The organism is Bacillus sp. SG20033, from assembly GCF_044570195.1.
Lineage (GTDB): Bacteria > Bacillota > Bacilli > Bacillales > Bacillaceae > Bacillus > Bacillus subtilis.
The window spans coordinates 1,445,667-1,470,042 of the sequence record NZ_CP172606.1 but is presented as its reverse complement, the minus strand read 5'-3'; the positions used below and the strand labels follow the sequence as shown (position 1 = coordinate 1,470,042).

At 44.7% G+C, this 24,376-nt stretch carries 29 protein-coding genes, 2 pseudogenes and 4 riboswitches; of the genes and pseudogenes, 9 read left to right on the top strand and 22 right to left on the bottom strand.

All coding sequences use genetic code 11. The features are described from left to right. Nucleotides 1-7: 7 nt before the first annotated feature. The 3 genes from ACFVP7_RS07875 to ACFVP7_RS07865 form a co-directional block, all read right to left on the bottom strand. Nucleotides 8-472 carry a MarR family winged helix-turn-helix transcriptional regulator gene (locus tag ACFVP7_RS07875; RefSeq protein ID WP_003232536.1) on the bottom strand — a complete coding sequence of 155 codons (465 nt, stop codon included), beginning with the start codon at nt 470-472 and terminating at the stop codon, nt 8-10. Between the two features lie 132 nt (nt 473-604). Then, nucleotides 605-787, bottom strand: coding sequence for a stress response protein YkoL (gene ykoL, locus ACFVP7_RS07870; protein ID WP_003245766.1), 183 nt, complete (start codon nt 785-787; stop codon nt 605-607). 87 nt (nt 788-874) lie between these two features. Next, nucleotides 875-1,030 (bottom strand): hypothetical protein, encoded by a 156-nt coding sequence (locus ACFVP7_RS07865; RefSeq protein ID WP_003232538.1) that lies wholly within the window; start codon nt 1,028-1,030, stop codon nt 875-877. Nucleotides 1,031-1,224: 194 nt separating this feature from the next. Here ACFVP7_RS07865 and tnrA point away from each other — a divergent pair, with 194 nt between their 5' ends. Beyond that, a complete protein-coding gene (gene tnrA / locus ACFVP7_RS07860) occupies nt 1,225-1,557 on the top strand; it encodes a MerR family transcriptional regulator TnrA (protein ID WP_003232541.1) in 333 nt (110 codons plus the stop codon). A gap of 42 nt (nt 1,558-1,599) precedes the next feature. Here tnrA and mgtE read toward each other — a convergent pair whose 3' ends face one another. The 7 genes from mgtE to ykoG all read right to left on the bottom strand — a co-directional run bounded on the left by mgtE (nt 1,600) and on the right by ykoG (nt 7,015). Beyond that, the gene (gene mgtE, locus ACFVP7_RS07855) at nt 1,600-2,955 is read right to left on the bottom strand and encodes a magnesium transporter (RefSeq protein ID WP_003232543.1); all 1,356 of its coding nucleotides are present in this window, start codon (nt 2,953-2,955) and stop codon (nt 1,600-1,602) included. A gap of 17 nt (nt 2,956-2,972) precedes the next feature. After that, nucleotides 2,973-3,095, bottom strand: coding sequence for a hypothetical protein (locus tag ACFVP7_RS07850; RefSeq protein ID WP_009967087.1), 123 nt, complete (start codon nt 3,093-3,095; stop codon nt 2,973-2,975). A 91-nt stretch (nt 3,096-3,186) separates the two neighbouring features. Beyond that, a riboswitch (M-box (ykoK) riboswitch) is annotated at nt 3,187-3,352 on the bottom strand. Between the two features lie 107 nt (nt 3,353-3,459). After that, nucleotides 3,460-3,597, bottom strand: coding sequence for a transcriptional regulator SplA domain-containing protein (locus tag ACFVP7_RS07845; protein WP_003218541.1), 138 nt, complete (start codon nt 3,595-3,597; stop codon nt 3,460-3,462). Between the two features lie 82 nt (nt 3,598-3,679). Continuing rightward, entirely contained in the window at nt 3,680-4,192 is a 513-nt protein-coding gene (locus ACFVP7_RS07840; protein ID WP_014479606.1) for a PepSY domain-containing protein, read from the bottom strand. Nucleotides 4,193-4,283: 91 nt separating this feature from the next. Then, nucleotides 4,284-4,964 carry a PepSY domain-containing protein gene (locus tag ACFVP7_RS07835; RefSeq protein ID WP_070548873.1) on the bottom strand — a complete coding sequence of 227 codons (681 nt, stop codon included), beginning with the start codon at nt 4,962-4,964 and terminating at the stop codon, nt 4,284-4,286. Beyond that, nucleotides 4,961-6,325, bottom strand: coding sequence for a two-component system sensor histidine kinase YkoH (ykoH, locus tag ACFVP7_RS07830; protein WP_396583146.1), 1,365 nt, complete (start codon nt 6,323-6,325; stop codon nt 4,961-4,963). Before ykoH ends, ACFVP7_RS07835 begins: the two co-directional genes overlap by 4 nt. 3 nt (nt 6,326-6,328) lie before the next feature. Then, nucleotides 6,329-7,015 carry a two-component system response regulator YkoG gene (gene ykoG, locus ACFVP7_RS07825; protein WP_038428855.1) on the bottom strand — a complete coding sequence of 229 codons (687 nt, stop codon included), beginning with the start codon at nt 7,013-7,015 and terminating at the stop codon, nt 6,329-6,331. Between the two features lie 101 nt (nt 7,016-7,116). After that, nucleotides 7,117-7,229: riboswitch (TPP riboswitch) on the top strand. 96 nt (nt 7,230-7,325) lie between these two features. Between ykoG and thiU the strand changes: the two genes are divergently transcribed. From thiU to thiX, 4 genes are read left to right on the top strand one after another with little or no spacing between them, the layout of a single operon-like run. Then, the gene (gene thiU, locus ACFVP7_RS07820; RefSeq protein ID WP_396583145.1) at nt 7,326-7,928 is read left to right on the top strand and encodes an HMP/thiamine ABC transporter substrate-binding protein ThiU; all 603 of its coding nucleotides are present in this window, start codon (nt 7,326-7,328) and stop codon (nt 7,926-7,928) included. 1 nt (nt 7,929) lies between these two features. Then, a complete protein-coding gene (locus ACFVP7_RS07815; protein ID WP_003232554.1) occupies nt 7,930-8,529 on the top strand; it encodes an ECF transporter S component in 600 nt (199 codons plus the stop codon). Further along, nucleotides 8,516-10,159 carry an ABC transporter ATP-binding protein gene (locus ACFVP7_RS07810; RefSeq protein ID WP_396583144.1) on the top strand — a complete coding sequence of 548 codons (1,644 nt, stop codon included), beginning with the start codon at nt 8,516-8,518 and terminating at the stop codon, nt 10,157-10,159. Before ACFVP7_RS07815 ends, ACFVP7_RS07810 begins: the two co-directional genes overlap by 14 nt. Continuing rightward, entirely contained in the window at nt 10,134-10,898 is a 765-nt protein-coding gene (gene thiX, locus ACFVP7_RS07805; protein WP_396583143.1) for an HMP/thiamine ABC transporter permease ThiX, read from the top strand. Before ACFVP7_RS07810 ends, thiX begins: the two co-directional genes overlap by 26 nt. Nucleotides 10,899-10,928: 30 nt before the next feature. Here thiX and rsbRB read toward each other — a convergent pair whose 3' ends face one another. Continuing rightward, nucleotides 10,929-11,762 carry an RsbT co-antagonist RsbRB gene (gene rsbRB / locus ACFVP7_RS07800; RefSeq protein WP_003232560.1) on the bottom strand — a complete coding sequence of 278 codons (834 nt, stop codon included), beginning with the start codon at nt 11,760-11,762 and terminating at the stop codon, nt 10,929-10,931. 222 nt (nt 11,763-11,984) lie between these two features. On the opposite strand from rsbRB, the gene isp reads away from it, so the two are divergent. Next, complete coding sequence (gene isp, locus ACFVP7_RS07795) at nt 11,985-12,944, top strand: serine protease Isp (protein WP_014479598.1); 960 nt, start codon at nt 11,985-11,987, stop codon at nt 12,942-12,944. A 132-nt stretch (nt 12,945-13,076) separates the two neighbouring features. Next, nucleotides 13,077-13,232, top strand: a riboswitch (SAM riboswitch). Between the two features lie 127 nt (nt 13,233-13,359). Further along, entirely contained in the window at nt 13,360-15,648 is a 2,289-nt protein-coding gene (gene metE / locus ACFVP7_RS07790) for a 5-methyltetrahydropteroyltriglutamate--homocysteine S-methyltransferase (protein WP_375060108.1), read from the top strand. Between the two features lie 38 nt (nt 15,649-15,686). Here the strand turns inward: metE and ACFVP7_RS07785 are convergent, their stop codons facing one another. Then, the gene (locus ACFVP7_RS07785; RefSeq protein ID WP_375060109.1) at nt 15,687-16,313 is read right to left on the bottom strand and encodes a histidine phosphatase family protein; all 627 of its coding nucleotides are present in this window, start codon (nt 16,311-16,313) and stop codon (nt 15,687-15,689) included. Nucleotides 16,314-16,447: 134 nt separating this feature from the next. Here ACFVP7_RS07785 and guaD point away from each other — a divergent pair, with 134 nt between their 5' ends. Then, complete coding sequence (gene guaD / locus ACFVP7_RS07780) at nt 16,448-16,918, top strand: guanine deaminase (protein ID WP_003245084.1); 471 nt, start codon at nt 16,448-16,450, stop codon at nt 16,916-16,918. Nucleotides 16,919-16,967: 49 nt separating this feature from the next. Here the strand turns inward: guaD and ACFVP7_RS07775 are convergent. Then, nucleotides 16,968-17,145 (bottom strand): annotated as a pseudogene (locus ACFVP7_RS07775) (hypothetical protein). A 26-nt stretch (nt 17,146-17,171) separates the two neighbouring features. After that, a complete protein-coding gene (locus ACFVP7_RS07770) occupies nt 17,172-17,582 on the bottom strand; it encodes an organic hydroperoxide resistance protein (protein ID WP_003232570.1) in 411 nt (136 codons plus the stop codon). Nucleotides 17,583-17,724: 142 nt separating this feature from the next. Here ACFVP7_RS07770 and ohrR point away from each other — a divergent pair, with 142 nt between their 5' ends. After that, the gene (gene ohrR, locus ACFVP7_RS07765; RefSeq protein ID WP_396583142.1) at nt 17,725-18,168 is read left to right on the top strand and encodes an organic hydroperoxide resistance transcriptional regulator OhrR; all 444 of its coding nucleotides are present in this window, start codon (nt 17,725-17,727) and stop codon (nt 18,166-18,168) included. Between the two features lie 30 nt (nt 18,169-18,198). On the opposite strand, the gene ACFVP7_RS07760 is transcribed toward ohrR, so the two are convergent. The 8 genes and pseudogenes from ACFVP7_RS07760 to ACFVP7_RS07725 all read right to left on the bottom strand — a co-directional run bounded on the left by ACFVP7_RS07760 (nt 18,199) and on the right by ACFVP7_RS07725 (nt 24,340). Next, nucleotides 18,199-18,624, bottom strand: coding sequence for an organic hydroperoxide resistance protein (locus ACFVP7_RS07760; RefSeq protein WP_396583141.1), 426 nt, complete (start codon nt 18,622-18,624; stop codon nt 18,199-18,201). A gap of 126 nt (nt 18,625-18,750) precedes the next feature. Continuing rightward, a complete protein-coding gene (gene proA / locus ACFVP7_RS07755; RefSeq protein WP_396583140.1) occupies nt 18,751-19,998 on the bottom strand; it encodes a glutamate-5-semialdehyde dehydrogenase in 1,248 nt (415 codons plus the stop codon). Nucleotides 19,999-20,009: 11 nt separating this feature from the next. Continuing rightward, complete coding sequence (proB, locus tag ACFVP7_RS07750) at nt 20,010-21,107, bottom strand: glutamate 5-kinase (protein ID WP_396583139.1); 1,098 nt, start codon at nt 21,105-21,107, stop codon at nt 20,010-20,012. A 350-nt stretch (nt 21,108-21,457) separates the two neighbouring features. Beyond that, a complete protein-coding gene (purU, locus tag ACFVP7_RS07745; protein ID WP_021479442.1) occupies nt 21,458-22,360 on the bottom strand; it encodes a formyltetrahydrofolate deformylase in 903 nt (300 codons plus the stop codon). 70 nt (nt 22,361-22,430) lie between these two features. Further along, entirely contained in the window at nt 22,431-22,748 is a 318-nt protein-coding gene (gene ykkD, locus ACFVP7_RS07740) for a multidrug efflux SMR transporter subunit YkkD (RefSeq protein ID WP_014476583.1), read from the bottom strand. Then, complete coding sequence (ykkC, locus tag ACFVP7_RS07735) at nt 22,748-23,086, bottom strand: multidrug efflux SMR transporter subunit YkkC (protein WP_003232583.1); 339 nt, start codon at nt 23,084-23,086, stop codon at nt 22,748-22,750. The genes ykkD and ykkC overlap by 1 nt, the downstream gene beginning before the upstream one ends. A 76-nt stretch (nt 23,087-23,162) precedes the next feature. Further along, nucleotides 23,163-23,274: riboswitch (guanidine-I (ykkC/yxkD leader) on the bottom strand. A 32-nt stretch (nt 23,275-23,306) separates the two neighbouring features. Next, nucleotides 23,307-23,823: pseudogene (locus ACFVP7_RS07730) on the bottom strand (GNAT family N-acetyltransferase). After that, entirely contained in the window at nt 23,813-24,340 is a 528-nt protein-coding gene (locus ACFVP7_RS07725) for a DinB family protein (RefSeq protein ID WP_396583138.1), read from the bottom strand. Before ACFVP7_RS07725 ends, ACFVP7_RS07730 begins: the two are co-directional and overlap by 11 nt. Between the last annotated feature and the right edge of the window lie 36 nt (nt 24,341-24,376).

Genomic DNA, 24,376 nt, shown 5'->3' with positions numbered 1-24,376 from the left:
AGAATAGTTAACGAAACAGCAAATGCTGGCTGTGTATGCCTGCTTTCTTGAGCAGGACGATCAGCTGGTCCTGTTCATCAGGCGAAAGGCCTGAAAACGCTCTCGCAATACGCAGTGCATGAATCGGATAAATTTTATCCAAATACTCATTTCCCTTGTCAGTTAAATGTGCGTAAACAGAGCGTTTATCTTTCGGGTCCTGCTCCCTTACTAAAAACCCGTTTCTTTCTAGTTTGTCAATAACATATGTGACGTTTCCGCTTACAAGCAGAAGTCTCGACCCAATTTGCTGTAATTTTTGCGGGCCTCTTGTGTACAGGAGCTCCAGTACAGCAAATTCAGTGGGATTAAAACCGTGCTCTTTGCTATCACGGATACTATGTTCGGACACACTTTTGAAAGCCCTTGCAAAAACTCTGTACAAATTCATCGCACGCTCAACTTCTTCTTCGTTAAACGATAATCTCATCATATCTACCTCGTATATAGGATTTTTATAAAAAAATAATGAAAACCCTTACATATAATAAGAGTTCAGTCCCTTACTATACGTATTCGCTATAATTCGAGAAATTCCTTCTAAAAGCAAAAAAATCCTTATACATTATCTTGTATAAGGATAATTTTTATGATTTGTAATGCTTCGAAAGAAATAAGCGTATTCTTTCCGAAGCTCAGAAATCGTCATTTTGTTCATGACCTCTTTATTATAAACCCCAATCTGATAGAGTTTTTCAGAATAATGGCGTCGTTCTTTTTCTAAAGCAGATTTCAATAAATTACTCATAGCGTCCTCCTTCATTTTGAGGTATCCTATACAAAAGATACTCTTTTTAAATGAACGTGGTATGAATCTAATGTAAAGAATTTATGTTTACGAAGATTTTCGGTATTGTCCGTTTTGAACCGATCTTAATAATTGAAAAGCCTGTTCTCCGGCAAGCTGCATAAACGTCTCCAGCATTTCATCACGCTTGATATCCAACTCTATAATTTCTTTTGCCAGTGAGACCGCTTTTTCTTCCTCCATGATTATCCTTCCTCCTCGTTTGATTCGTTACATAAAGGATAAAACGCGCTTGGGTGTTACGCATTATTCTTGTTAATTTTTCTTCCGTATTTTTTCAAAAATCTTCTATTTGATGTTAGAAAATATGACAAGCGTCAGGTTTTTTCTCTTTGTTTTTTATATACTATTATCAAAAGACATCCAGGGGTGGAAAAATGACCACAGAAGATCATTCTTATAAAGACAAAAAAGTGATTTCAATCGGAATTGTGAGTGAATTGACAGGATTGTCCGTAAGACAGATCAGGTATTATGAGGAACGAAAGCTCATTTACCCGCAGCGTTCTTCAAGGGGGACAAGAAAATACTCCTTTGCCGATGTGGAGCGGCTGATGGATATCGCCAATAAGCGTGAAGACGGCGTACAGACGGCAGAGATTTTAAAGGATATGCGCAAAAAAGAACAGATGTTAAAAAACGATCCGCAAGTGCGGAAAAAAATGCTGGAGGGGCAGCTTAATGCTCACTTTCGGTACAAAAATCGTTAAATATTAAAAGTCCGGCTCCCAGTTGAGACGGACTTTTTACGTTTATAATGAGTGAATGAATGCAGTGGCAATGCCAAAGTAGATTAATAAAGATAAAATATCGTTTAACGTTGTAATCAGCGGTCCAGAAGCAATCGCCGGGTCCACTTTCAGTTTGTGCAAAATAATAGGGATAATCGTTCCTGACATCGTGCCGATGATTAAGGTTAAGAACAGTGAAGAGGCGACAACAAATCCCAAAAGCGCATTCCCCTGCCATATGATAGAAACAATCGCAATCAGCACAGAACAAACCGCTCCGATAAAAATGCTTGTTCTGAACTCCCGGAAGATCAGGCGCACAATCGTTTTTTTGTTCATTTCTTCTTTAGACAAACCTCTGATGACAACCGCAAGAGATTGTGTTCCCGTATTTCCTGTCATCCCTGACACCATCGGCATGAAAAACGCAAGCGCGACAACCTGCTTCAGCGCGTCTTCAAAATAGCTGATAATGCTTCCTGAAATCAGTCCGATAAACAAGAGTAAAATCAGCCATGGCAGGCGCCGGTATGCCGCCACGTAAGCTTTTGTGTCAAAGGTGATGTCTTTACCGGAAGCGGCAAATTTTTCGTAATCCTCATCAGCTTCCCGAATAACGACGTCGATAATATCATCGACCGTCACAATGCCGACAAGCACGTTGTTTTCTTCTACAACCGGTATTGCCAAAAAATCGTAACGTTCAATCAGGCGGGCAACTTCTTCCTGGTCCTGAAGAGCATCTGCTGATATGACGCGGGTAAACATTAAATCTTGCACCTTTTCTTCAGGTTCACCCAGAATCAAATCGCGGTAGGAAAGAACCCCAACCAGCTGTTTGCTTTCATTAATAACATATAAGTAGTTGATCGATTCAGCTATTTCAGCGAAGCTCTTCAGTTTGACGACCGCGTCTTTTACCGTGTAATGCTGAGGAATCCACACATACCGGTTTGTCATCATGCGTCCCGCTGAATCAGCCGGATAATTCATCAAGAGCTGTACAGCTTTTGACTCTGACGCTTCCATGCTGGACAAAAGCTGTTCCTTCAGTTCTTCGTCCATTTCTTCAAGCAATTGAGCGAGGTCATCGTTGTCCATTTTGTTCATCGCCAGTGTTGCTTTTGTTTTTCCGACTTTATTTAAGACGACAAGCTGAAATTCGCGTTCCAGCTCCCCGATCATATCAGTGATATCGTCTACAGTTAAATAAGATAAATAGCGGGCGCGGTGTTTTTCCGGCATTTCTTTAAAAATAAATGCCATGTCATAGGGCTGAAGCTCATCAATAACACTTCTGAAATCCCTGATTTTCCCGTCTCGCAGTAAAATAATGATGCGTAAAATGAGTTCGTCATAGGTCATGTTTTGAACCATCGGGACTCGTACCTCCTCTACGGAGACGTGCCGGCCTCGCCAGAAGGTGCGGCAGTTCGTCTCCTCATCGTGTAATCAATTGTCTTGCTGTCATAGTATATGGGTACTTCTTCAGATTGACTCGAATGGGGAGAATCCATACTCCGCACCTCCTTTGATTGGTTTCGTTTTAAAGGCATAAAAAAAGCCTTCGGGATTGAAGGTGAAAGAAGCACGGCAAAAAAAGCGTGCGGGCGCCTTCAATCGTAGAGCTTTAGCACTGTATGGCATAGGACAAGCATCCAGCTGCATTAAAAATCACCTTATGTCGATGATTTCTGTTGACCCATTGGCGTCTTTGGACATTTTTGGGCAGCAGCGTATCTCCATACAGGAGCCTCACCTAACGAAGTTCCTAATTGAATTGACACACTGAGATTACAGAAAAAAACAAGCTGTGTCAACTCAAAAAAGTAATAAATGCGCTTACATCACAATTACGGAACAAAACAAGGGCCTAAGCCCTTATTCTGTTGTTTGTGTCTCGTCATCTTCAGAAAGCAAATGATACGTTTCATGAAGAAATAAGGCATACTCTCCTTCCTTCGTCGGATGAGGGACATATTCAGCCTGATTGATGTATTGCTCCTCTTTCTTTTCCATGCGTTTCGCCTCCTTTTCTACTTAGATTGTCCAAAAGAAGGTTTCTTATCATGAAAAACCCCCGCTGCAGCGGGGGTTTTGATTAGTCATCTATCTCCTGTTTGATAATGCGTCCATCTTTTGCGGAAATTTCAAATTCTGTCTCAGTTCCTTGCTTCGTTTGGATTTCCATTTCATAGATGTAAGCACCGTCATCTTCGTCAAGCTTACTTTCTGTTACGGTTCCACCTGTTTGCTTTAAAGCAATTTCTTCAGCTTCTTCTTTGGTTATGGCGACTTGTTCTGCTTTCTCCTTTAACGGGTCATTAAGCGCTTGTTTTGTATGAATATCTACATAAACGTCGTAGTCTTCACCTTCTTTTTCAATCTCCACTTCATAGACTTCTTTGCCGTTGTAAAGGTCTCTGTCAATGTCTTCTACTGTGCCGTCAACAACTGTTTTAGCAATTGCTTCTGCTTCTTGTTCAGTGAGTGCATCCGTCTTAGAAGAAGCCTGTCTGTTTTCATTGTTTTCTTTGGCAAACGCGTTGTAGCTGAATCCTCCGGCCGCTAGGCATCCTGCTAAAAGACCGACCATCCATTTTTTCTTGAGCATTTGTGAGTCCTCCTTTGTTTTGTATGAGTACAGTTTACACACTCAACATGAAAGGAAAACGAGAGCAAGATGAGAATTTGATGAGAAACCGTCAGTCTTCATACACAATGTTAGCTACCTTTCCTGTGTAGGCATTGATTTTCACTGTCGCTTCCTTATTATCAGGAAGATCAACGTCTACTTCAAAGATGAGAGTGCCCTCACTTTCTTCGAGATCTGCGTCATCCGCTGTTCCGCCCGTTTTTCGCTCTGCAATTGTTTTGGCTTCTTTTTTCGTAATCGGCGTTTTTTGTTGATCTTTGCTGCTGATGTGATCGGCAGACAAGACTGTTTTTGCCTGCATGTCTACCTTCACTTCGTATGTTTTCCCGTCTTCTTTTTGTATGGTATAAGTGGCAACTTGACTTTGCCGTGTTTGTTTTTTGACCGTTCCCGGCACCCGCTCAAGCGCGAGGTGCTCAGCTTCTTTTTCTGTCATGGCAGATGGATTCACTGCTTTTACTCTATTCATTGAAAGAATGTCAGCCGATATTGCGTCTGCTTTTACAAAGTAAGTTCCCTTTGGATTTTCAAGGGTTATATCATATGTTTTTTTATCCTTTGATTGTGTTGCTTTCGTGACCCTGCCTTCATAAGAGGCTTCGACTTTTTTTACGACAGTCTCCTTTGACAATACGTTCTCATGGGTTTGCCGAATGATGAGAAACGTACAGATGATGACAACTAAAATGGCTGCTGCAGCAAAAGATACTGTTTTTATTGTTTTAGTCATCGGCCTCCCCCATTCTGTTCGCTGAATTGCATGGTGACAGCTGTTCCTTGTCCCGGCTTGCTTTTGACAGACAGCTCAATGCCATGCTCATCAGCGATTTGCTTGGCAATGGAAAGGCCTAAACCCGTTCCGCCTGTTTTTCTGTTTCGTGCCTCATCTGCCCGGTAGAACCGTTCGAACAAATGCGGGATATGCTCCTCAGGTATTCCAATGCCTTCATCCCTCACTGATAGAAACGGCCGTCCATTCCTCGTTCCGGCTGACATCTCAATAGGCTTTTCACTATACTTTATTGCATTATCAAGCAAAATGGTCAACAGCTGCTTGATGCGTTCTTCATCAGCCTTTACAAGCAGGCTCTCTTTATCTGTTTCAAGCAATATGTCACGCTGATAAACGGACTGGAGCGTTTGCATAACCGCGCGCGCAGCTTCAATCAGATCGATTGTTTTCAGATCAACCTCGAGTCCTTGATGGCTTTTGGCCAGCGCCAATAGCTGATTGGTCAGTTTTTTCATATGCACCGCTTCTGAGTGAATGGCTTCTATCGACTCCTCAAGCACCTCCGGCTTTTTTGCCCCCCACCGCTTCATCAGGCTGCTGTAGCTTTCTATAATGGTGAGCGGCGTTTTCAATTCGTGTGAAGCATCTTGAACAAATTGCTGCTGTTTATCATAGTGCTCCTTCAGCATCATTGCCATTTCATTAAATGTCAGCCCCATTTGATACAATTCATCGTTGGACTGTCCTTCTAAAGAAATCGTTTTAAATTCTTTGTCTCGCTGTATGTCTTTCATTGTGATCATTAATCGTCTGATCGGATTGATGATACGGCGGGCAAGCAAGCTGCCGGCAAAAAAAGAAGCAATGCAGACAGCAGCACTTGCAGCGATTAAGATGATTTTCAGCAGAAACAGACTCTCTTCTGGGTTCTCAAGCCTTTCAACCAGCTGAAGAGATACCACTTGTCCATCGGTCCAAATCACCGGAACAGCAGCCTCGGCAAACAGCTTGCCGTCATGTTTCCTCACATCTGCCGTTTCTCCGCTATGAAAAGAGAGAGGAAAACCTTTATAGGCTTTTTCTTTTGTGATCGTCATAACGGCTTTTTGATCACCATTCACTACACGCACCATGCCATTTGCCGGAAGATAGGCCTGCAGCATATCCTGCAAAGCCACTCCTTCTGTTTCAGCGGCACGCAGCGCTTCAGCAATGTTATCTGTCTCATCAGCAAGCCGGGATGCATCCTTTGATGTCAGCGCAGACGAAAAAATGAGATATACTGCGGTATGAACAAAAATTAATAAAATCAACAGTGATATTGATGTGTACAGATGAATCTTGGTCTTCAGCTTCATCGTTTACCCCTTAATGGCATAGCCGACCCCGCGAATCGTATGGATCAGCTGTTTTTCGTAAGGATAGTCCAGTTTTTTTCTGATGTATCTTATGTAGACGTCCACGACATTTGTATCACCGATATAATCAAACCCCCATACTGAGCTTAGAATTTGCTCCCGTGTCAGCACTTGCTGTGGATGTTTTAGCATATAGACGAGTAGATCAAATTCCCGCGGCGTTAATTCCACCTCTTTGTCTCCGCGTCTCACTTCACGGGTTTTTTCGTTCACCCGCAAATCGTCATATGTAAGAAAGGTGCCGATATCTTCAGTTTTTGTTCCATTTTGCCGCAGTGCCGCCCTGATTCTCGCAAGCAATTCCTCGATTTCAAACGGCTTGGTGACATAGTCATTTGCACCGATGTCCAGACCTGTTACCTTATCAGGAATACTGTCTCGCGCCGTTAATAATATGACCGGTGTCTGCGGATCCGTTTTTCTCAAGCGGCGCAGCACTTCCAGTCCGCTAAGCCCCGGAAGCATGACATCAAGAAGCACCAAGGAATACCCGCCTTCCGCTGCCGCATCCAGACCTTCTGTGCCATTGTGTTTGATGGTGACACTGTATCCTTCATATTCCAATTCAAGCTGAAGAACCCTGGCGATTTTTTCTTCATCTTCCACAATTAATATGTGTCCTTTTTCCAAATTTGATCATCCTTTCCCGTCCCTATATGAAAAAAATGATTTCGTTGTTTACAAAATGATTCTTATCATCTATTATGATGTCAAAATAAAAAATTGTATACGGAAAGCACTAGGGGTGCTGTTTTGGCTGAGATAAAGCGCGAAAGAAACGCGCTTTGATCCCTTATGACCCGATCTGGATAATACCAGCGTGGGGAAGTGCAGGTTGACCGAATGGTGTATTTTTTTGTGCGCTTAATCGATCTATGACTGCATATTCCCTTAGGATATGCAGTTTTTTATTTTACCAAAAAAACAGGAGGTCGAAGAAATGGAGCATATTTGCGGTACAAGCAGAATCGCCGGTTTTCGCTTCTCTTTATATCCGATGACGGATGATTTTATCAGTGTGATCAAGTCTGCGCTGAAAAAAACAGATACATCCAAGGTATGGACGAAAACCGACCATATCAGCACTGTGTTACGCGGATCGATTGATCATGTATTCGATGCTGCAAAAGCCATTTACCTTTATGCAGCAAACAGCGATAAACACATCGTCATGAACGGCACGTTTTCCATTGGATGCCCAGGTGACACACAGGGGGATACATATCTTTCCAAAGGTGATAAGCGTGTCAATGAAGATGCTGTCCGAGGCTTGAAGGCGGAAGCGCCGTGCCAATTTGCCCTTTATCCAATGAACGAGCCGGATTATATGGGATTGATTATGAAGGCTGTCGACATTGCAAAAGCCCAAGGCACTTTCGTACAGGGTGTCCATTACGCGAGCGAGCTTGACGGGGATGCGCATGACGTATTCAGCACATTGGAAGCCGTTTTCCGCATGGCCAAGCAGCAAACAAACCACATCACGATGACTGTGAATCTTTCGGCTAACAGTCCATCAAGAAAAAACAGAAAGCAGGGATAACATGAAAAGCTGGAAAGTAAAAGAAATTGTCATCATGTCCGTTATCAGTATCGTATTTGCCGTTGTTTATTTATTATTTACACATTTCGGAAACGTGCTTGCAGGTATGTTTGGGCCAATCGCCTATGAACCGATTTACGGCATTTGGTTTATCGTTTCTGTGATCGCCGCGTACATGATTCGAAAACCGGGTGCGGCGCTCGTTTCTGAAATCATTGCCGCTCTCGTTGAGTGCCTGCTGGGAAATCCGTCTGGCCCGATGGTCATCGTCATTGGCATTGTTCAAGGGCTCGGGGCTGAGGCTGTGTTTCTTGCAACACGCTGGAAAGCATACTCTCTCCCTGTCCTTATGCTGGCCGGTATGGGGTCTTCAGTAGCCAGCTTTATCTATGATCTCTTTGTTTCTGGCTATGCAGCCTATTCACCAGGTTATCTGCTCATTATGCTTGTGATCCGTCTCATTTCCGGCGCGCTTTTGGCGGGGCTTCTCGGAAAAGCTGTTAGCGACTCTCTCGCTTATACAGGTGTGTTAAACGGAATGGCACTCGGAAAGGAACTGAAAAAGAAACGGAAGCGGGCGTCAGAACATGCAAGCCTTTGATGAGCTTCTTAAGGTTGACGAGCTCAGCTTCTCTTATGAAGAAGACGAGAAACCGGTTTTTCAAGACATTTCGTTTGAGCTTCAAAAAGGAGAATGTGTTTTATTATTAGGACCGAGCGGGTGCGGTAAAAGCTCGCTCGCCCTTTGTTTAAACGGTCTATATCCGGAGGCTTGCGACGGCATTCAGTCCGGACATGTATTTCTATTTCAAAAGCCGGTCACAGATGCTGAGACCTCCCAAACGATTGCTCAGCATGCCGGGGTCGTTTTTCAGGATCCTGATCAGCAGTTCTGCATGCTGACGGTGGAGGACGAAATTGCATTCGGGCTGGAAAATCTGCAAATTCCAAAAGAAGAAATGACAGAGAAAATCAACACCGTATTAGAAAAATTGCGCATTACCCATTTAAAAGAAAAAACGATATCTACCCTTTCAGGAGGACAAAAGCAAAAAGTGGCTCTCGCCTGTATTTTGGCGATGGAGCCTGAGCTTATTATTTTAGATGAGCCGACCTCTCTTTTAGACCCTTTCTCAGCGCGGGAGTTCGTTCATCTGATGAAGGATCTTCAGCGGGAAAAAGGTTTCAGCCTCCTCGTCATTGAGCACCAGCTTGATGAATGGGTGCCTTGGATTGAGAGAACGATCGTGCTCGACAAATCAGGCAAAAAGGCGCTGGATGGCCTGACGAAAAATCTATTTCAGCATGAAGCGGAAACACTAAAGAAATTGGGCATCGCCATTCCAAAGGTCTGTCATCTGCAGGAAAAGCTGAGTATGCCGTTTACTTTATCAAAAGAGATGCTGTTCAAAGAGCCTATTCCTCCCGGGCATGTCAAAAAGAAGGAAGCTCCTTCTGGGGAGAGTGTGCTTGAAGTCAGCAGCCTTTCGTTCGCGAGAGGACAGCAGGCGATTTTCAATGACATCAGCTTTTCGTTGCGCGAAGGCTCCTTAACGGCGCTTGTCGGTCCGAACGGCACTGGAAAATCGACGCTCCTATCAGTTCTGGCCCGTCTCATGAAGCCGCACAGCGGCAAAATCCTTCTCTATGACCAGCCGCTGCAGAAATATAAAGAAAAAGAATTGCGTAAACGGTTGGGATTTGTTTTTCAAAACCCTGAGCACCAATTCGTCACCGATACGGTATATGACGAGCTGCTGTTCGGCCAGAAAGCAAATGCTGAAACTGAAAAAAAAGCGCAACACCTGCTGCAGCGTTTTGGTCTTGCGCATTTGGCTGATCATCATCCGTTTGCGATCAGCCAAGGGCAAAAACGGCGACTGAGCGTTGCTACTATGCTCATGCATGACGTAAAGGTTTTATTATTAGACGAACCAACCTTTGGCCAGGATGCCCGCACAGCGGCTGAATGCATGGAAATGATTCAGCGTATCAAGGCAGAGGGAACCGCTGTCCTTATGATTACACACGATATGGAGCTAGTCTCTTCGTATGCTGACAGCGTGCTTGTGCTTCACGATACGGGCCTGGCCTTTGACGGATCTCCAGCGCAGTTGTTTTCTCAAGAAACTGGGCTTGTCCAAAAAGCAAAGCTCACCCTTCCCCTTCTATATGAATGGATGGTATATCAAGAGGAGGTGCGTGATGAAGCAGCCGTTACATCTCATTAATCCGACTGTGAAAGCGGCGGCGGTTTTTTGTTGTGTCGTCATGCTGTCGTTTATTTACAACCCTTACACTCCGGCATGTTTTTATATCATCATCGTCGCGGGCGTTTTACTGGCGGCCGGAATCCCATTGAAAAAATGGCTGTTGTTTACGATTCCGTTTTTGGTTTTGGCATTCGGATGCGTGTGGACAGCCGCAGTTTTTGGAAAGGTGCCGACAACACCGGATAATTTTTTGTTTCAAGCAGGCCCTATCTCAATTAACAGCGATAATGTGTCTGTCGGCATCTCTCTCGGGTTTCGTATTTTATGCTTTTCCGCCTTATCGATGATGTTTGTTTTTACAACCGATCCGATTTTATTTATGCTGAGCCTTGTCCAGCAGTGCAGGCTCTCACCAAAGCTCGCGTACGGTGTCATTGCAGGCTTTCGCTTTCTTCCGCTGTTAAAGGATGAGATCCAGCTGATTCAGCAGGCTCATAAAATCAGAGGAGGAGCGGCGGAGAGCGGCATCATTAATAAAATCAGTGCGTTAAAACGATATACCATACCGCTATTGGCAAGCGCCATCAGAAAAGCGGAACGGACAGCGCTTGCGATGGAATCGAAAGGATTTACAGGAAGCAGAAACCGGACATACTACAGGACATTAAGCGTAAACCGGCGCGACTGGGTGTTCTTTTGCCTCGTCCTCTTATTATTCGCGGGATCTTTTCTCGTATCTTTATGTTTCGCATCATAAAAAATCCGCTATCACAGATAGCGGATTTTTTTATTGATGATAGTTTAATGCTTGGGCAAGGTTGGTTTTAATGGTAATATTCGAAAAGTCAATCCCCAGCTGTACAGCAGTTTGCGCAATTTCAGGCCTGATTCCTGACAGGGTTGACCGGACACCGATCAGATTAAGCGCCTCAATCAATTTAAAGATCTGGTGCGCCACCATCGTATCCACCACAACAACACCTGACAGATCGATTAACAGATGCTCCACACGTCTTTTCGCACAAGCTTGAAGCGTGTTTTCCAGAATAAACTTCGCCCGTTCGGTATCAATGTCACCGACAAGCGGCAGCAGAGCTGTTGATTTGCTCAGGGTAATGACAGGTGAGCTTAATTCCAATATCATTTCTCTTTGGGCGTTTAATTGCTGCTTGGCATTCATTTCAGCGTGATCAACGAATGTATAAATGGTGAAATCAAATACTTTTACAATCAAATCTGCCCATTTTTGCTTCTCTCCCGGTTCAAACGCTGACTCATTTTCTTCCGCGAACTTCTCAAAATACTTCGTATATAATCTCCTGTTTCTCATAAACTCCCGAATGACATACTGAACCGGTGTGTCAAGATGTTTTTGATCGTTGGTCAGCTCAATGACCCACTCTTGAAACTCTTCGAGAAATTGTTTTTCTGGTAAAACATACATGTAATTCAGATGCCGGTAAAATTCTCTGTCCTGCTCTTTCAATTCTTCCGTTACTGTTGCATTATGTAGGGCGTAAAGCGAATTCGGATCACTTTCCTCCATCGTTTCAATCCATTCCTCGGCCATTTGTTCCACATGCTCTGAAAAAAATGCATATAATTTTTCATTCAGTTTCATGACACTGCTCCTTTCCCCAACACTATTATAACTTGACTTACAGTTGAATCCCAGTCATACATGTCGAAGCCATCCAATATTTTGAAGATTACTAATTCTTTGGTGTGTATCCTATTTTTTCAAAATGCTTCAAATGGCTCTGTCCGAGCGCTTGCTTTTTTCATATAATATGAGGCAACACCCTTGAATCCACTTGCAAGCATAAAAAAGGAGGGCTTTTTTATGAATGGTGAAATCCGCTTGATCCCGTATGTGACGAATGAGCAGATCATGGATGTAAACGAGCTTCCTGAGGGCATTAAAGTGATTAAGGCGCCAGAAATGTGGGCAAAAGGGGTAAAAGGCAAAAATATTAAAGTTGCTGTATTAGACACGGGCTGCGACACAAGCCACCCTGATTTAAAAAATCAAATCATCGGCGGAAAGAACTTCACGGATGACGACGGCGGCAAGGAAGATGCGATTTCCGACTACAACGGACACGGCACACACGTCGCCGGAACAATTGCAGCTAATGATTCAAACGGAGGCATTGCCGGAGTCGCGCCTGAGGCAAGCCTATTGATTGTGAAGGTTCTTGGCGGCGAGAACGGCAGCGGACAATACGAATGGATAATTAACGGCATCAACTACGCGGTGGAACAGAAAGTCGACATCATCTCAATGTCCCTTGGCGGACCAAGTGATGTGCCGGAGCTGGAAGAAGCCGTGAAAAACGCAGTGAAAAACGGAGTGCTTGTCGTTTGTGCAGCGGGAAATGAAGGTGACGGCGACGAACGCACAGAAGAGCTTTCCTACCCCGCAGCTTATAATGAAGTGATTGCAGTTGGATCTGTTTCTGTAGCGCGAGAATTATCAGAATTTTCTAACGCAAATAAAGAGATTGACCTTGTTGCACCAGGAGAAAACATCTTATCCACCCTTCCCAACAAGAAGTACGGTAAGCTGACCGGCACTTCAATGGCTGCCCCTCATGTCAGCGGTGCGCTTGCTTTAATCAAAAGCTATGAAGAAGAATCATTTCAAAGAAAGCTTTCTGAATCTGAGGTTTTCGCACAGCTAATCCGCAGGACACTTCCTCTTGATATTGCAAAAACGCTGGCAGGCAATGGATTCCTGTATTTAACAGCTCCTGATGAGCTCGCAGAAAAAGCAGAGCAATCACATTTGTTGACCCTATAAGATTATTTTTCTTATATAATATACACCACATCATGCAAATAAAAATTTCAAATTCTATGTTGACAATGAATTTGAATTACTGTTAAGATTACCAACAAATGATTCAACTTTTCAAAAAATTAATAACATTTTCTCTTATCGAGAGTTGGGCGAGGGATTGGCCTTTTGACCCCAACAGCAACCGACCGTAATACCATTGTGAAATGGGGCGCACTGCTTTTCGCGCCGAGACTGATGTCTCATAAGGCACGGTGCTAATTCCATCAGATTGTGTCTGAGAGATGAGAGAGGCAGTGTTTTACGTAGAAAAGCCTCTTTCTCTCATGGGAAAGAGGCTTTTTGTTGTGAGAAAACCTCTTAGCAGCCTGTATCCGCGGGTTAAAGAGAGTGTTTTACATATAAAGGAGGAGAAACAATGACAACCATCAAAACATCGAATTTAGGATTTCCGAGAATCGGACTGAACCGGGAATGGAAAAAAGCACTTGAAGCGTATTGGAAAGGCAGTACTGATAAAGACACGTTTTTGAAGCAAATCGACGAACTATTTTTATCCGCAGTAAAAACACAAATTGACCAGCAGATTGATGTTGTGCCTGTTTCTGATTTCACACAGTATGACCATGTACTCGACACAGCAGTCAGCTTCAACTGGATCCCGAAACGTTTCAGACATTTGACTGACGCTACCGATACATACTTCGCTATCGCCCGCGGAATCAAAGACGCCGTATCTAGTGAAATGACAAAATGGTTTAATACAAATTACCATTACATCGTTCCGGAATATGACGAGAGCATTGAGTTCCGTCTGACCAGAAACAAACAACTCGAAGATTATCGCCGGATCAAACAGGAATACGGTGTGGAAACAAAGCCTGTGATTGTCGGCCCTTTTACGTTCGTTACGCTTGCTAAAGGCTATGAACCGTCTGAAGCAAAAGCGATCCAAAAACGCCTTGTGCCATTATATGTACAGCTTTTGAAAGAGCTTGAAGAAGAAGGCGTAAAATGGGTTCAAATCGATGAGCCGGCGCTCGTTACCGCTTCTAGTGAAGATGTCCGCGGCGCAAAAGAATTATTTGAAAGCATTACAAGTGAGCTTTCATCCTTGAATGTGCTTTTGCAGACGTATTTTGATTCTGTTGATGCTTATGAAGAGCTGATCTCTTACCCGGTTCAGGGAATTGGCCTTGATTTCGTTCACGACAAAGGCAGAAACCTGGAACAGCTTAAAACACATGGCTTTCCGACAGACAAAGTGCTGGCAGCCGGCGTTATCGACGGACGCAACATTTGGAAAGCGGACCTTGAAGAGCGTCTCGATGCCGTTCTTGATATTCTCAGCATTGCAAAAGTTGATGAACTGTGGATTCAGCCTTCCAGCAGCCTGCTGCATGTTCCAGTAGCGAAACACCCTGATGAGCATTTGGAAAAAGACCTATTGAACGGATTATCCTACGCAAAAGAAAAGCTGGCCGAGCTGACAGCTTTGAAAGAAGGCTTAGTATCAGGAAAAGCGGCGATCAGCGAAGAGATTCAGCAGGCTAAGGCTGATATCCAGGCGCTTAAACAGTTTGCAACAGGCGCCAATTCTGAACAAAAGAAAGAGCTTGAGCAATTAACTGATAAAGACTTCAAGCGCCCGATTCCGTTTGAAGAACGTTTAGCCCTGCAAAATGAATCTCTCGGCCTTCCGCTTTTGCCGACGACAACGATCGGCAGCTTCCCGCAGTCTGCTGAAGTGCGGAGCGCACGCCAAAAATGGCGGAAAGCTGAGTGGTCCGATGAACAGTATCAAAACTTTATCAATGCGGAAACAAAAAGATGGATTGATATTCAGGAAGAATTGGAGCTCGATGTCCTTGTTCACGGCGAATTTGAACGGACAGACATGGTCGAATACTTCGGTGAAAAGCTGGCCGGTTTCGCCTTCACTAAATATGCCTGGGTTCAATCATACGGCTCACGCTGTGTCCGCCCGCCAGTCATTTACGGAGATGTTGAATTTATTGAACCGATGACAGTGAAAGACACAGTCTACGCACAGTCATTGACTTCCAAGCATGTGAAAGGAATGCTGACGGGCCCGGTTACAATCTTAAACTGGTCTTTCCCTCGAAACGACATCTCGAGGAAAGAAATCGCCTTCCAAATCGGGCTTGCCCTTCGCAAAGAAGTTAAAGCGCTTGAAGACGCAGGCATTCAAATCATTCAAGTCGATGAACCAGCGCTGCGCGAAGGCCTTCCATTGAAAACCCGCGATTGGGATGAGTATTTGACTTGGGCGGCAGAAGCATTCAGATTAACCACTTCTTCCGTGAAAAACGAGACACAAATTCATACACATATGTGTTACAGCAACTTCGAAGATATCGTTGATACAATCAATGATCTTGATGCCGATGTGATTACAATCGAACATAGCAGAAGCCACGGAGGATTTTTAGATTACTTAAAAAACCACCCGTATTTGAAAGGGCTTGGCCTTGGTGTATATGACATTCACAGCCCTCGTGTGCCGTCAACTGAAGAAATGTACAATATTATCGTTGATGCGCTTGCCGTCTGTCCGACTGACCGCTTCTGGGTAAATCCAGACTGCGGATTGAAAACAAGACAGCAGGAAGAAACGGTTGCAGCATTGAAAAACATGGTTGAAGCTGCAAAACAGGCAAGAGCACAGCAGACACAGCTAGTATAAAATAGAAACCATCTGTCTTTGGCAGATGGTTTTTTCTATTAGAAAGCGGAAATCGGTTTCCGATGCTTTCCGTCCCCTTCTTTTACTATTTTGGCTGTTCCATTTTCATCAAATTTCACAAGGCTCAATGATGTATCATGTATGTAAGCAGAATTCCATATGTCGTTAACGCGTCTCCCCTTTATGATATTTAACAGCATTAATATAAAGACAGAATGGGTAACCAAGAGAACATTACCGGAAGAATGGCTGTCTAAAATCGTTTGGAGAGCCAGCCTGACCCGTTTTTCAAAGTCAAAAAACGTTTCACATCCCTGCTGGCGATAAGATTCGGGATAATGAAAATAAGCATGAAAAAGATCTGGTTCGTCCCTTTCAATATCCTCTTGTTTTTTCCCTTCCCATGAGCCCAGTGACATTTCTCTGAATATATGATCTATCACCAGCGGGGGCCTGCGCGATCCCAGTATGGTTTTTGCTGTCTCTTCTGTCCGCTTGCTCGGGCTGATGTAGACCTGATTCAATTCAATATCCTTTAGACGCTCCCCAAGAGCGCGGGCGTTGTACAGCCCAAGTTCTGTCAAATCAGAATCCAGCCAGCCCTGCATCCGTTTTTCTACGTTCCATTGGGTCTGTCCGTGTCTGGCAATATATAAATGCAGCATGTTTACCCCTCCTCTTTTCTCCTCTTATCTTAGCAAATCCCCCAATTACTTTGTTTATTTTGCACTTTTTTAAGAATGTTCTTTGCATTCTTTTCGGCTATACTAATAACACTCTATTGACAGGAGGGATTGGGATGAATCATGAAACGTTCTTAAAACGGGCTGTCACTCTCGCATGTGAAGGAGTGAATGCAGGAATCGGCGGGCCTTTTGGAGCCGTTATCGTGAAAGACGGAGCCATTATTGCAGAAGGACAGAACAACGTCACAACAAGCAATGATCCGACTGCCCACGCGGAAGTCACAGCTATTCGGAAAGCCTGTAAGGTGCTAGGAGCATACCAGCTTGATGACTGCATTTTGTATACGAGCTGTGAACCATGTCCAATGTGCTTGGGCGCCATCTACTGGGCCCGGCCTAAAGCCGTTTTCTATGCAGCTGAGCACACAGACGCTGCCGAAGCCGGGTTTGATGATTCATTCATTTATAAAGAAATTGATAAACCTGCTGAAGAAAGAACGATCCCCTTTTATCAAGTGACACTAACAGAGCATTTATCCCCGTTTCAAGCATGGCGGAACTTCGCCAATAAGAAAGAATATTAAAAGGATCAGGCATGTGCGGCCTGGTCCTTGTTATTTCTCCAAGTAGCCGCTATGCCCTGTGCAAATACAAAACAGCAATCATGCGCGCCGGAATTCAGCTTGGCAGACACCGAGCCAGCCGCCCCCCTTCATCTGTAACTTTTGGTTTAAAGGCATGCTTCAAACGCTTCTCTGAAGTTTTATCATAAATCTGTGCCCGCCCCGCATGCTCCGACACCAAAAAACATCCTGAGAATCCTCAGGATGCCGGTCATTATTTTAATTCTAGTTTTACATCAACATTTCCTCTGGTTGCCTTTGAGTAAGGACAGAATTCATGAGCGGCGTTGACAAGCTCTTGTGCCTTTTCCCGATCTAAATCTTTCGTGTTCACAACAAGTGTGACACCGATTTTAAACCCGCCGTCGCTCTCATCCTTCATGAGGCTGACCTGCCCTTCAATCTCCGAATCAATTTCGATATTCTGCTCTTTGGCTACGTGTTCGAGCGCGCCGCCGAAGCATGCAGCATACCCTGCCGCAAAGAGCTGTTCCGGATTTGTGCCGGTTTGTCCTTCTTTTTTGGCATTTGGCATGACAATATCAAAATCAAGAACACCGTCATCTGATGTAATATGTCCTGCCCGTCCGCCTCGCGCGGTTACTTTTGCTGTAAATAGTGCCATATTTCCCAACCTCCTTATTTGTATCTAGTTGTTATATTTCCCTTTCTGATCTTTTTAAACATGCTATGTTTGCCGAGAATAGGAAAAGTGAGGTTTTTCAGATACAATAGAATCGAATGACAAAAAAGAGTTGGTGAACAAAATGGCAAATGAATTCGATCATATGAAATTGGAGAATCAGCTTTGTTTTTTGCTATATGCGAGTTCGCGGGAAATGACAAAGCAATACAAGCCGCTGCTTGATAAGCTGAATATAACATACCCTCAATATTTGGCTTTGCTTTTGTTATGGGAACATGAAACGCTTACTGTCAAAAAAATGGGCGAACAGCTGTATTTAGATTCAGGAACGCTCACTCCGATGCTTAAACGAATGGAACAACAGGGTTTGATTACGAGAAAAAGATCTGAAGAGGATGAGCGGTCCGTGTTGATCAGCCTGACAGAGGACGGAGCGTTATTAAAAGAAAAAGCCGTTGACATTCCAGAGACAATTCTGGGGCTCTCAAAGCAGTCTGGGGAGGATCTCAAACAGTTAAAATCCGCTCTATATACATTGCTGGAAACACTTCATCAAAAAAATTGAGGATGCCTTGTACAGGCATCCTCTTTTTATTTATTCAGCAACTTCAAGTGTCACATCAATATTTCCGGAGGTTGCTTTTGAGTACGGGCAGACGCCGTGCGCTTTTTTCACAAGCGCCTCCAATTCTGATGCACTGACTCCTTCTCCTTTTACTTGCAGCGTCACACCCAGCTTATAGCCCTGGTCCGCTTCATCCTTTAACAGGCTAACATTCGCTGTAACCTCTGTCTCTACTTTTGCTCGTTCTGTTCTTGCGACAAGCTGCAGGGCGCTGTCAAAGCAAGCTGCATAACCTGCTGCAAACAGCTGCTCTGGATTTGTCGCTTTTTCTAATTTCTTGGCTCTCGGTGTCCCCGGCATTGCGACATCAAGCTCAAGAACGCGGTCTGATGAAATGACCTTTCCTTCTCTTCCTCCTACCGCTGAAACAGTTGCTGTAAATAATGGCTGACTCATTTTTCATTCCCCCCAATATATTTTATACAATTAAATTGTACACAATTAAATTTAAAATGTCAATTTTTCTCGTATAAAAAAGCTTACCTCGTAATGAGATAAGCTTTTTTATTGAACATTTCCCCGCTATTCACGGATTTGCCCAGTTCCTTTAATGATGTATTTTGTAGAAGTCAGTGCAGGAAGCCCCATCGGTCCTCTTGCATGAAGCTTTTGCGTGCTGATGCCGATTTCGGCTCCGTAGCCGAATTCAAAGCCGTCGGTAAAGCGGGTTGACGCGTTATGATAGACCGCGGCAGCATCGACAGCCGTTTGAAAATAAGCCGCGTTTTTGTCATCTTCAGTTAAAATCGCTTCAGAATGGTTGGTGCCATATTGTTGGATATGCTTCACAGCTTCTTGGACGTTTTCAACCGTCTTTACACTGAGGACAGGCGCTAAAAATTCGGTTTCCCAATCTTCTTTTGATGCTTGTTTGCTTGAAGGATGAAGTTCACATACCAATTCATCACCGCGAATTTCAACTCCCGCGTTTTCCAGCTGGTCCAGCAATTCTTTCCCATGCTGTCTTGCCCAAGCCTTGTGAATCAGCAATGATTCAATCGCGTTGCATACGGAAGGGCGCTGCGTTTTGGCATTTACGACAACCTTTTCTGCCATTTGCGGTTTGGCTGTTTCGTCAATGAATATGTGGCAGTTTCCTGCTCCCGTTTCTAATACAGGAACTGTTGATTCTCTCACAACGAGATCAATCAGTTTCTTGCCTCCGCGCGGAATCAATACGTCTAAGCCATCATTTAACGTAAAGAGCTCTTTTGCTGTCTCTCTGCTCGTATCCTCAATCAGCTGCACAGCGTTAATCGGAAGCGCTGATTGCTCAAGTGCTCTGTGAATGACACTGACAAGCGCTTTGTTGCTGTGGATGGCTGAGGAGCTTCCCCGCAGCACAACCGCGTTCCCTGTCTTCAGGCAAAGGGTAGCCGCATCAACTGTGACGTTTGGCCTCGCCTCATAAATCATTCCTACGACACCGAGCGGCACACGGATTTTCTCAATAAACAGGCCATTTTCTTTTTCGATCGCTTCAAGAGAGTCGCCGACCGGGTCCGCTAAGTCGATTAAGAGCTCCACCGCGTCCGCGATATCGCGTATCCGTTTCTCATCCAGTGTGAGACGGTCAATGATGTCCGGTGTTAAACCATTCTCTTTTCCGTTCTCAATGTCTTTTGCATTCTCCGCCAAGAGAAAATCAAGTTCTTTGCGGAGTCCGTTTGCAATGAGGCTGAGCGCCTCATCCTTCTCGGCTGTTGTTTTCATGATCATTTCGGCTGCTGCTTCTTTCGCCAGCTTCGCTTTTACAGAAACTTCACTCATTTTTCCGCCTCCTAGTCGTTTACATTGACCCAGTCATTCCTATGAATAACCTCAAACGTTTTCTCAAAATCAAGTTCGTCACTGCGTTTGCCTTTGGCCTCCATAATCTCCTCAGAGGAGTAATGGGTTTGGCCTTTGCCGATCACGCCGCCCGGTCCCCTGACTTCCACAACCGCCCCTTTCGGAAAGCTTCCGTTCACACCCACAACGCCAGCGGGCAAAAGGCTGCTTCCATTATGGATCATCGCCTCCTCGGCACCCGCATCAATGATAATTTCTCCCGATATCGGCGAGTGGAACTGAATCCACTGCCTTGTGTTGTTAACCGAAGATAGTTCTTTGTCTCCGATATAAGTGCCGTCTCCCCTGCCGTCCAAAATGTCCGCAAGTTTTTGCTCTCCGCTGCCAGTTCCAATGAATACTTTCACTCCCAGAGACAGCGCGGTTTGTGCGGCTAACAGCTTTGATTTCATTCCGCCGGTGCCGACCTTTGATCCAGCTGAACCTGCATATCCAAGCAATTCAGGCGTGATCTCCGGCAAATAATCAAATCGTTTCGCCTCAGGATTTTCATTTGGATTGGCATCATACAGTCCGTTAATGTCGGTGAGAATCATGAGCTGGTCCGCGTGAATCAATCCGCTGACTAACGCAGAAAGCATATCATTATCTCCGAATGTCAATTCTTCAACAGATGTAGAATCGTTCTCGTTGATAATCGGAATGACGCCGCGTTCCAATAATTCCATTATCGTAGCATACGCGTTTCGGTACCGTTCTCTTTTCGAAAAATCATTTCTCGTTAAAAGGATTTGTCCCGGAGTCAGTGAGTATTGTTTAAAATGATTCATATATTGCTGCATTAACAATGTTTGTCCGACCGCGGCCGCCGCCTGTTTTCCTTTGATGGTAACGGGACGGGACGGATAACCGAGGCTGGAAAACCCCGCCGCTACGGCACCCGAGGTAATCAGAATCATTTCATGCCCCGCTTTTTTTAACACGGAAATCGCCTGAACATGCTCTCTGATTTTTGCCTCATCAATGCTTCCTTTGCTATTTGTGAGCGAACTGCTTCCTATTTTCACTACTATTCTTTGTTTTTTCATTTATTCTCCTCCGCGGATCTTCTACAATAAAAAAACCCATTTCATCCTGATTCATAAGGACGAAATGGGTTTCCGTGGTACCACCTTGATTGAACGCGCTTGTGCACGCTCCGCTCTCCTGTAACGCCAGGTTATGCGCCTAGGTTTTCCCCCTAGGACTCCAAGGCAGGTTCGGCAGGTTTCATGCGGCAAAATGTTTCAGCGATTCATTTTGCTCTCTGTCACAGAAAGATCTGCTTACTAATCCTCTTCAACGCTCAATGATTTTTTTATATTATGCAAAGAAAAAAGACACTTGTCAAGGTTTTTTGTCATCAAAAATAGCCCGCATTGAGCGGGCCTCTTGCAGTCTAGTTAAAGACGATTGTTTTATTTTCATGAACGATGACACGGTCTTCCAAATGCCATTTCACAGCACGGGCAAGCACGCTGCGCTCAATTGTTCTTCCGATGTTTTTCAGCGCTTCCGCATTATCGCGGTGGTCCACACGCTCAATATCCTGTTCAATGATCGGCCCTTCATCAAGATCGTTTGTCACATAATGAGATGTCGCACCGATCAGTTTCACGCCGCGCTCGTAGGCCCGTTTGTACGGATTCGCACCGATAAAAGCTGGCAGGAATGAATGGTGGATATTGATGATGCGATTCGGATGAGCCGAAACAAAATCAGGAGTTAGAATCTGCATATAGCGTGCGAGCACGATGACATCAACATCGTACTGCTCCAGCAGTTCAAGCTGCTTCTTTTCGACTTCCGCTCTGATGTCTTTGTTCGCTTTCATATAGTGGAATGGAATGTTCAGGCGCTCAACCAGCTCTCTCGCTTCCTCATGGTTACTGATGACAACAGCGATCTCCGCCATCAGGTTGCCGGTTTGCCATTCCCAAATCAGCTCATGCAGGCAGTGGAGCTCCTTTGAAACGAAAATGGCGACACGCTTCAGTTCGCTTGCCAAAGTTAAGCTCCATGTCATGTCGAATTTTTCCGCAACAGAGGCAAACGCCGCCTGAAGTGATGTTTTTTTCTCACGAATGCCTGCGCAGTCGAATTCGATTCTCAGGAAGAACCGGCCGCCTTCAGGGTCTGTCGTATATTGATTTGATTCTATAATATTGGCACCGTGTTCAAATAAAAACGCGGAAACTGCAGAGACGATGCCCGGCTGATCGGGGCAGCTGACCAAGAGCCGCCCTTTATCCTCATTTCCGTCACGGTATTCGTCCAACCGCTGAGTCATATATGATTTCATGAATAATCCCTCTTATCTTTGTAAGTCTAAACTATTTATCCATTATACTGAAGATTTGATAAAAATCAATTTATGACAGAATTTTTAAACCAACCGCTGAGCATAAAATCAACGCGATAAAGAAGATCCGTTTGGCGTCTTTCTGCTCCTTGTAAAAGAGGATGCCGACAAGCGCCCCGCCGGCGGTGCCAATTCCTGTCCAGACCGCGTAAGCCGTTCCCATCGGAATGGTTTCCATTGCGTACGACAGCAAGGAAAATGAAGCGGCAAAACCAACAATGATCAACAGCACCCATTTTACGCTTTTTTCTTTCGCATATTGATTCATAAGGGCCACGCCGGCCATTTCTAAACAGCCCGCGCACAATAAACTGATCCAGTGCAGCATTATGCCTCGCCTCCTTTTTCCTCTGTCTCATCCTGTGTCACAAGCTTCAACCCGATTACACCGATTAAGAGCACGCCAATTAACAATAGCTTCGGCCATCCAACCGGTTCATGAAAAAGAACGATTTCACTAAGTACTGTTCCCGCTGTGCCGAGCCCGGTAAAGACGGCATACACGGTACCAACAGGCAGACTGTGAGTCGCCTTCATTAGAAGGTAAAAGCTGAATATGATGCCGATGGCAGTGCCGCTCCATGTTAAGGCTGAGTCAGCGTGCTTTAAGCCTATCACCCAAACAACCTCGAAAACAGCGGCAAGCACGACCAATCCCCATTTCATTTTGAGTCATTCCTTTCTATCTATAGGATTCTCCGAAAACAAAAAAACCCCGGACAGTCGTCTCACATGAGATTGACTCTCCCGGGCTTTTTTCCCTCCGTGTGCATACGCGCTTCTATTTACGCGTATGTGTTTTCTCTCGGACCAGTCCATGTCAATTGACATGCGGAACCCTAGAAAACTTTACATGATATCATGATACTAAACTCAGCTCTATCTTTCAATTGTAAGATTTTCTTTCATATACCGCGATCTGTTTATTCCATTTTCTGATCGTGGCTATGATGCATGCCGATTTTCTCCGCTACCCGTATGGACGCTTTGTTACCCGGATCAATCAAAGCCGCCATTTTGCCGAACTGCCGCTCGTTAAAGCCATAGTCCAGACAGGCCCGAGCCGCTTCTTGCGCATAGCCGTTCCCCCAGTGGCGGCGGGCAAACATATAGCCAATTTCCATTACGGTTTGATTTTCGATCTGCTGGGGAACGATGCCGCATTGCCCCAAAAACTCCCCTGTCCGCTTATCTTCGGCGATCCACAGACTAACGCCGTACCCTTTTTCATTTCGTTGGTTCCAATTGACCCACTCGCGGGTTTGCCTCTTATCTTTTAAACCGGAATAATATTTCATGACGTCAGGATCATTAAAAAGCAGCCCAAACAAAGTGGCTTGATCCCGCTTTTCCATACAGCGCAAACGAATTCGATCAGTCACAAGCTTCGTTTTAGCGTTCATACTTCGCCACATCCTGCTTCCATTCTTTTTTGAGAGCTTCAATATGTGCCTGATGATAGCGGTTATGATCTGCCATATGCCAAATTCCCCATCGTATCGTCGCGGTGTCACCTTCGAAGGAAAGCGGCTGGTTCAAAGCATTTTCAGTTAAAGTGAAGCATACCGATTTCAACTCCTCTACTACATGCTGATGTCTTTTCAGGAGTTCATCTAAGTCTGGCTGATTCACCGGTTCAGGCAGCCGTCCGCTTTCATCTGTCATCGGGCCGTATGCCTGTTCAATATGGTCCGGTATCCGATTTTCCTTGATACGCCAGACCCATCTGATATCAACATTTGTGATATGGTGCAAAAGCTGAGCCGTGCTGTTTTTTGTTTGGCTGCGCCCCTTATAGTAAAGTTCACTGTGTGTCATATGGCTTACGATGGAAGCCAGACGGAGACTGTTTTCTTCCACTGCGGAATACAGCAAACTGACCGTTGGCGCCATGTCGTTTCTTATGGATAAGTCCTTCATGTTCAGTTCCCCTCCTAACTAGGTACATTTGACACC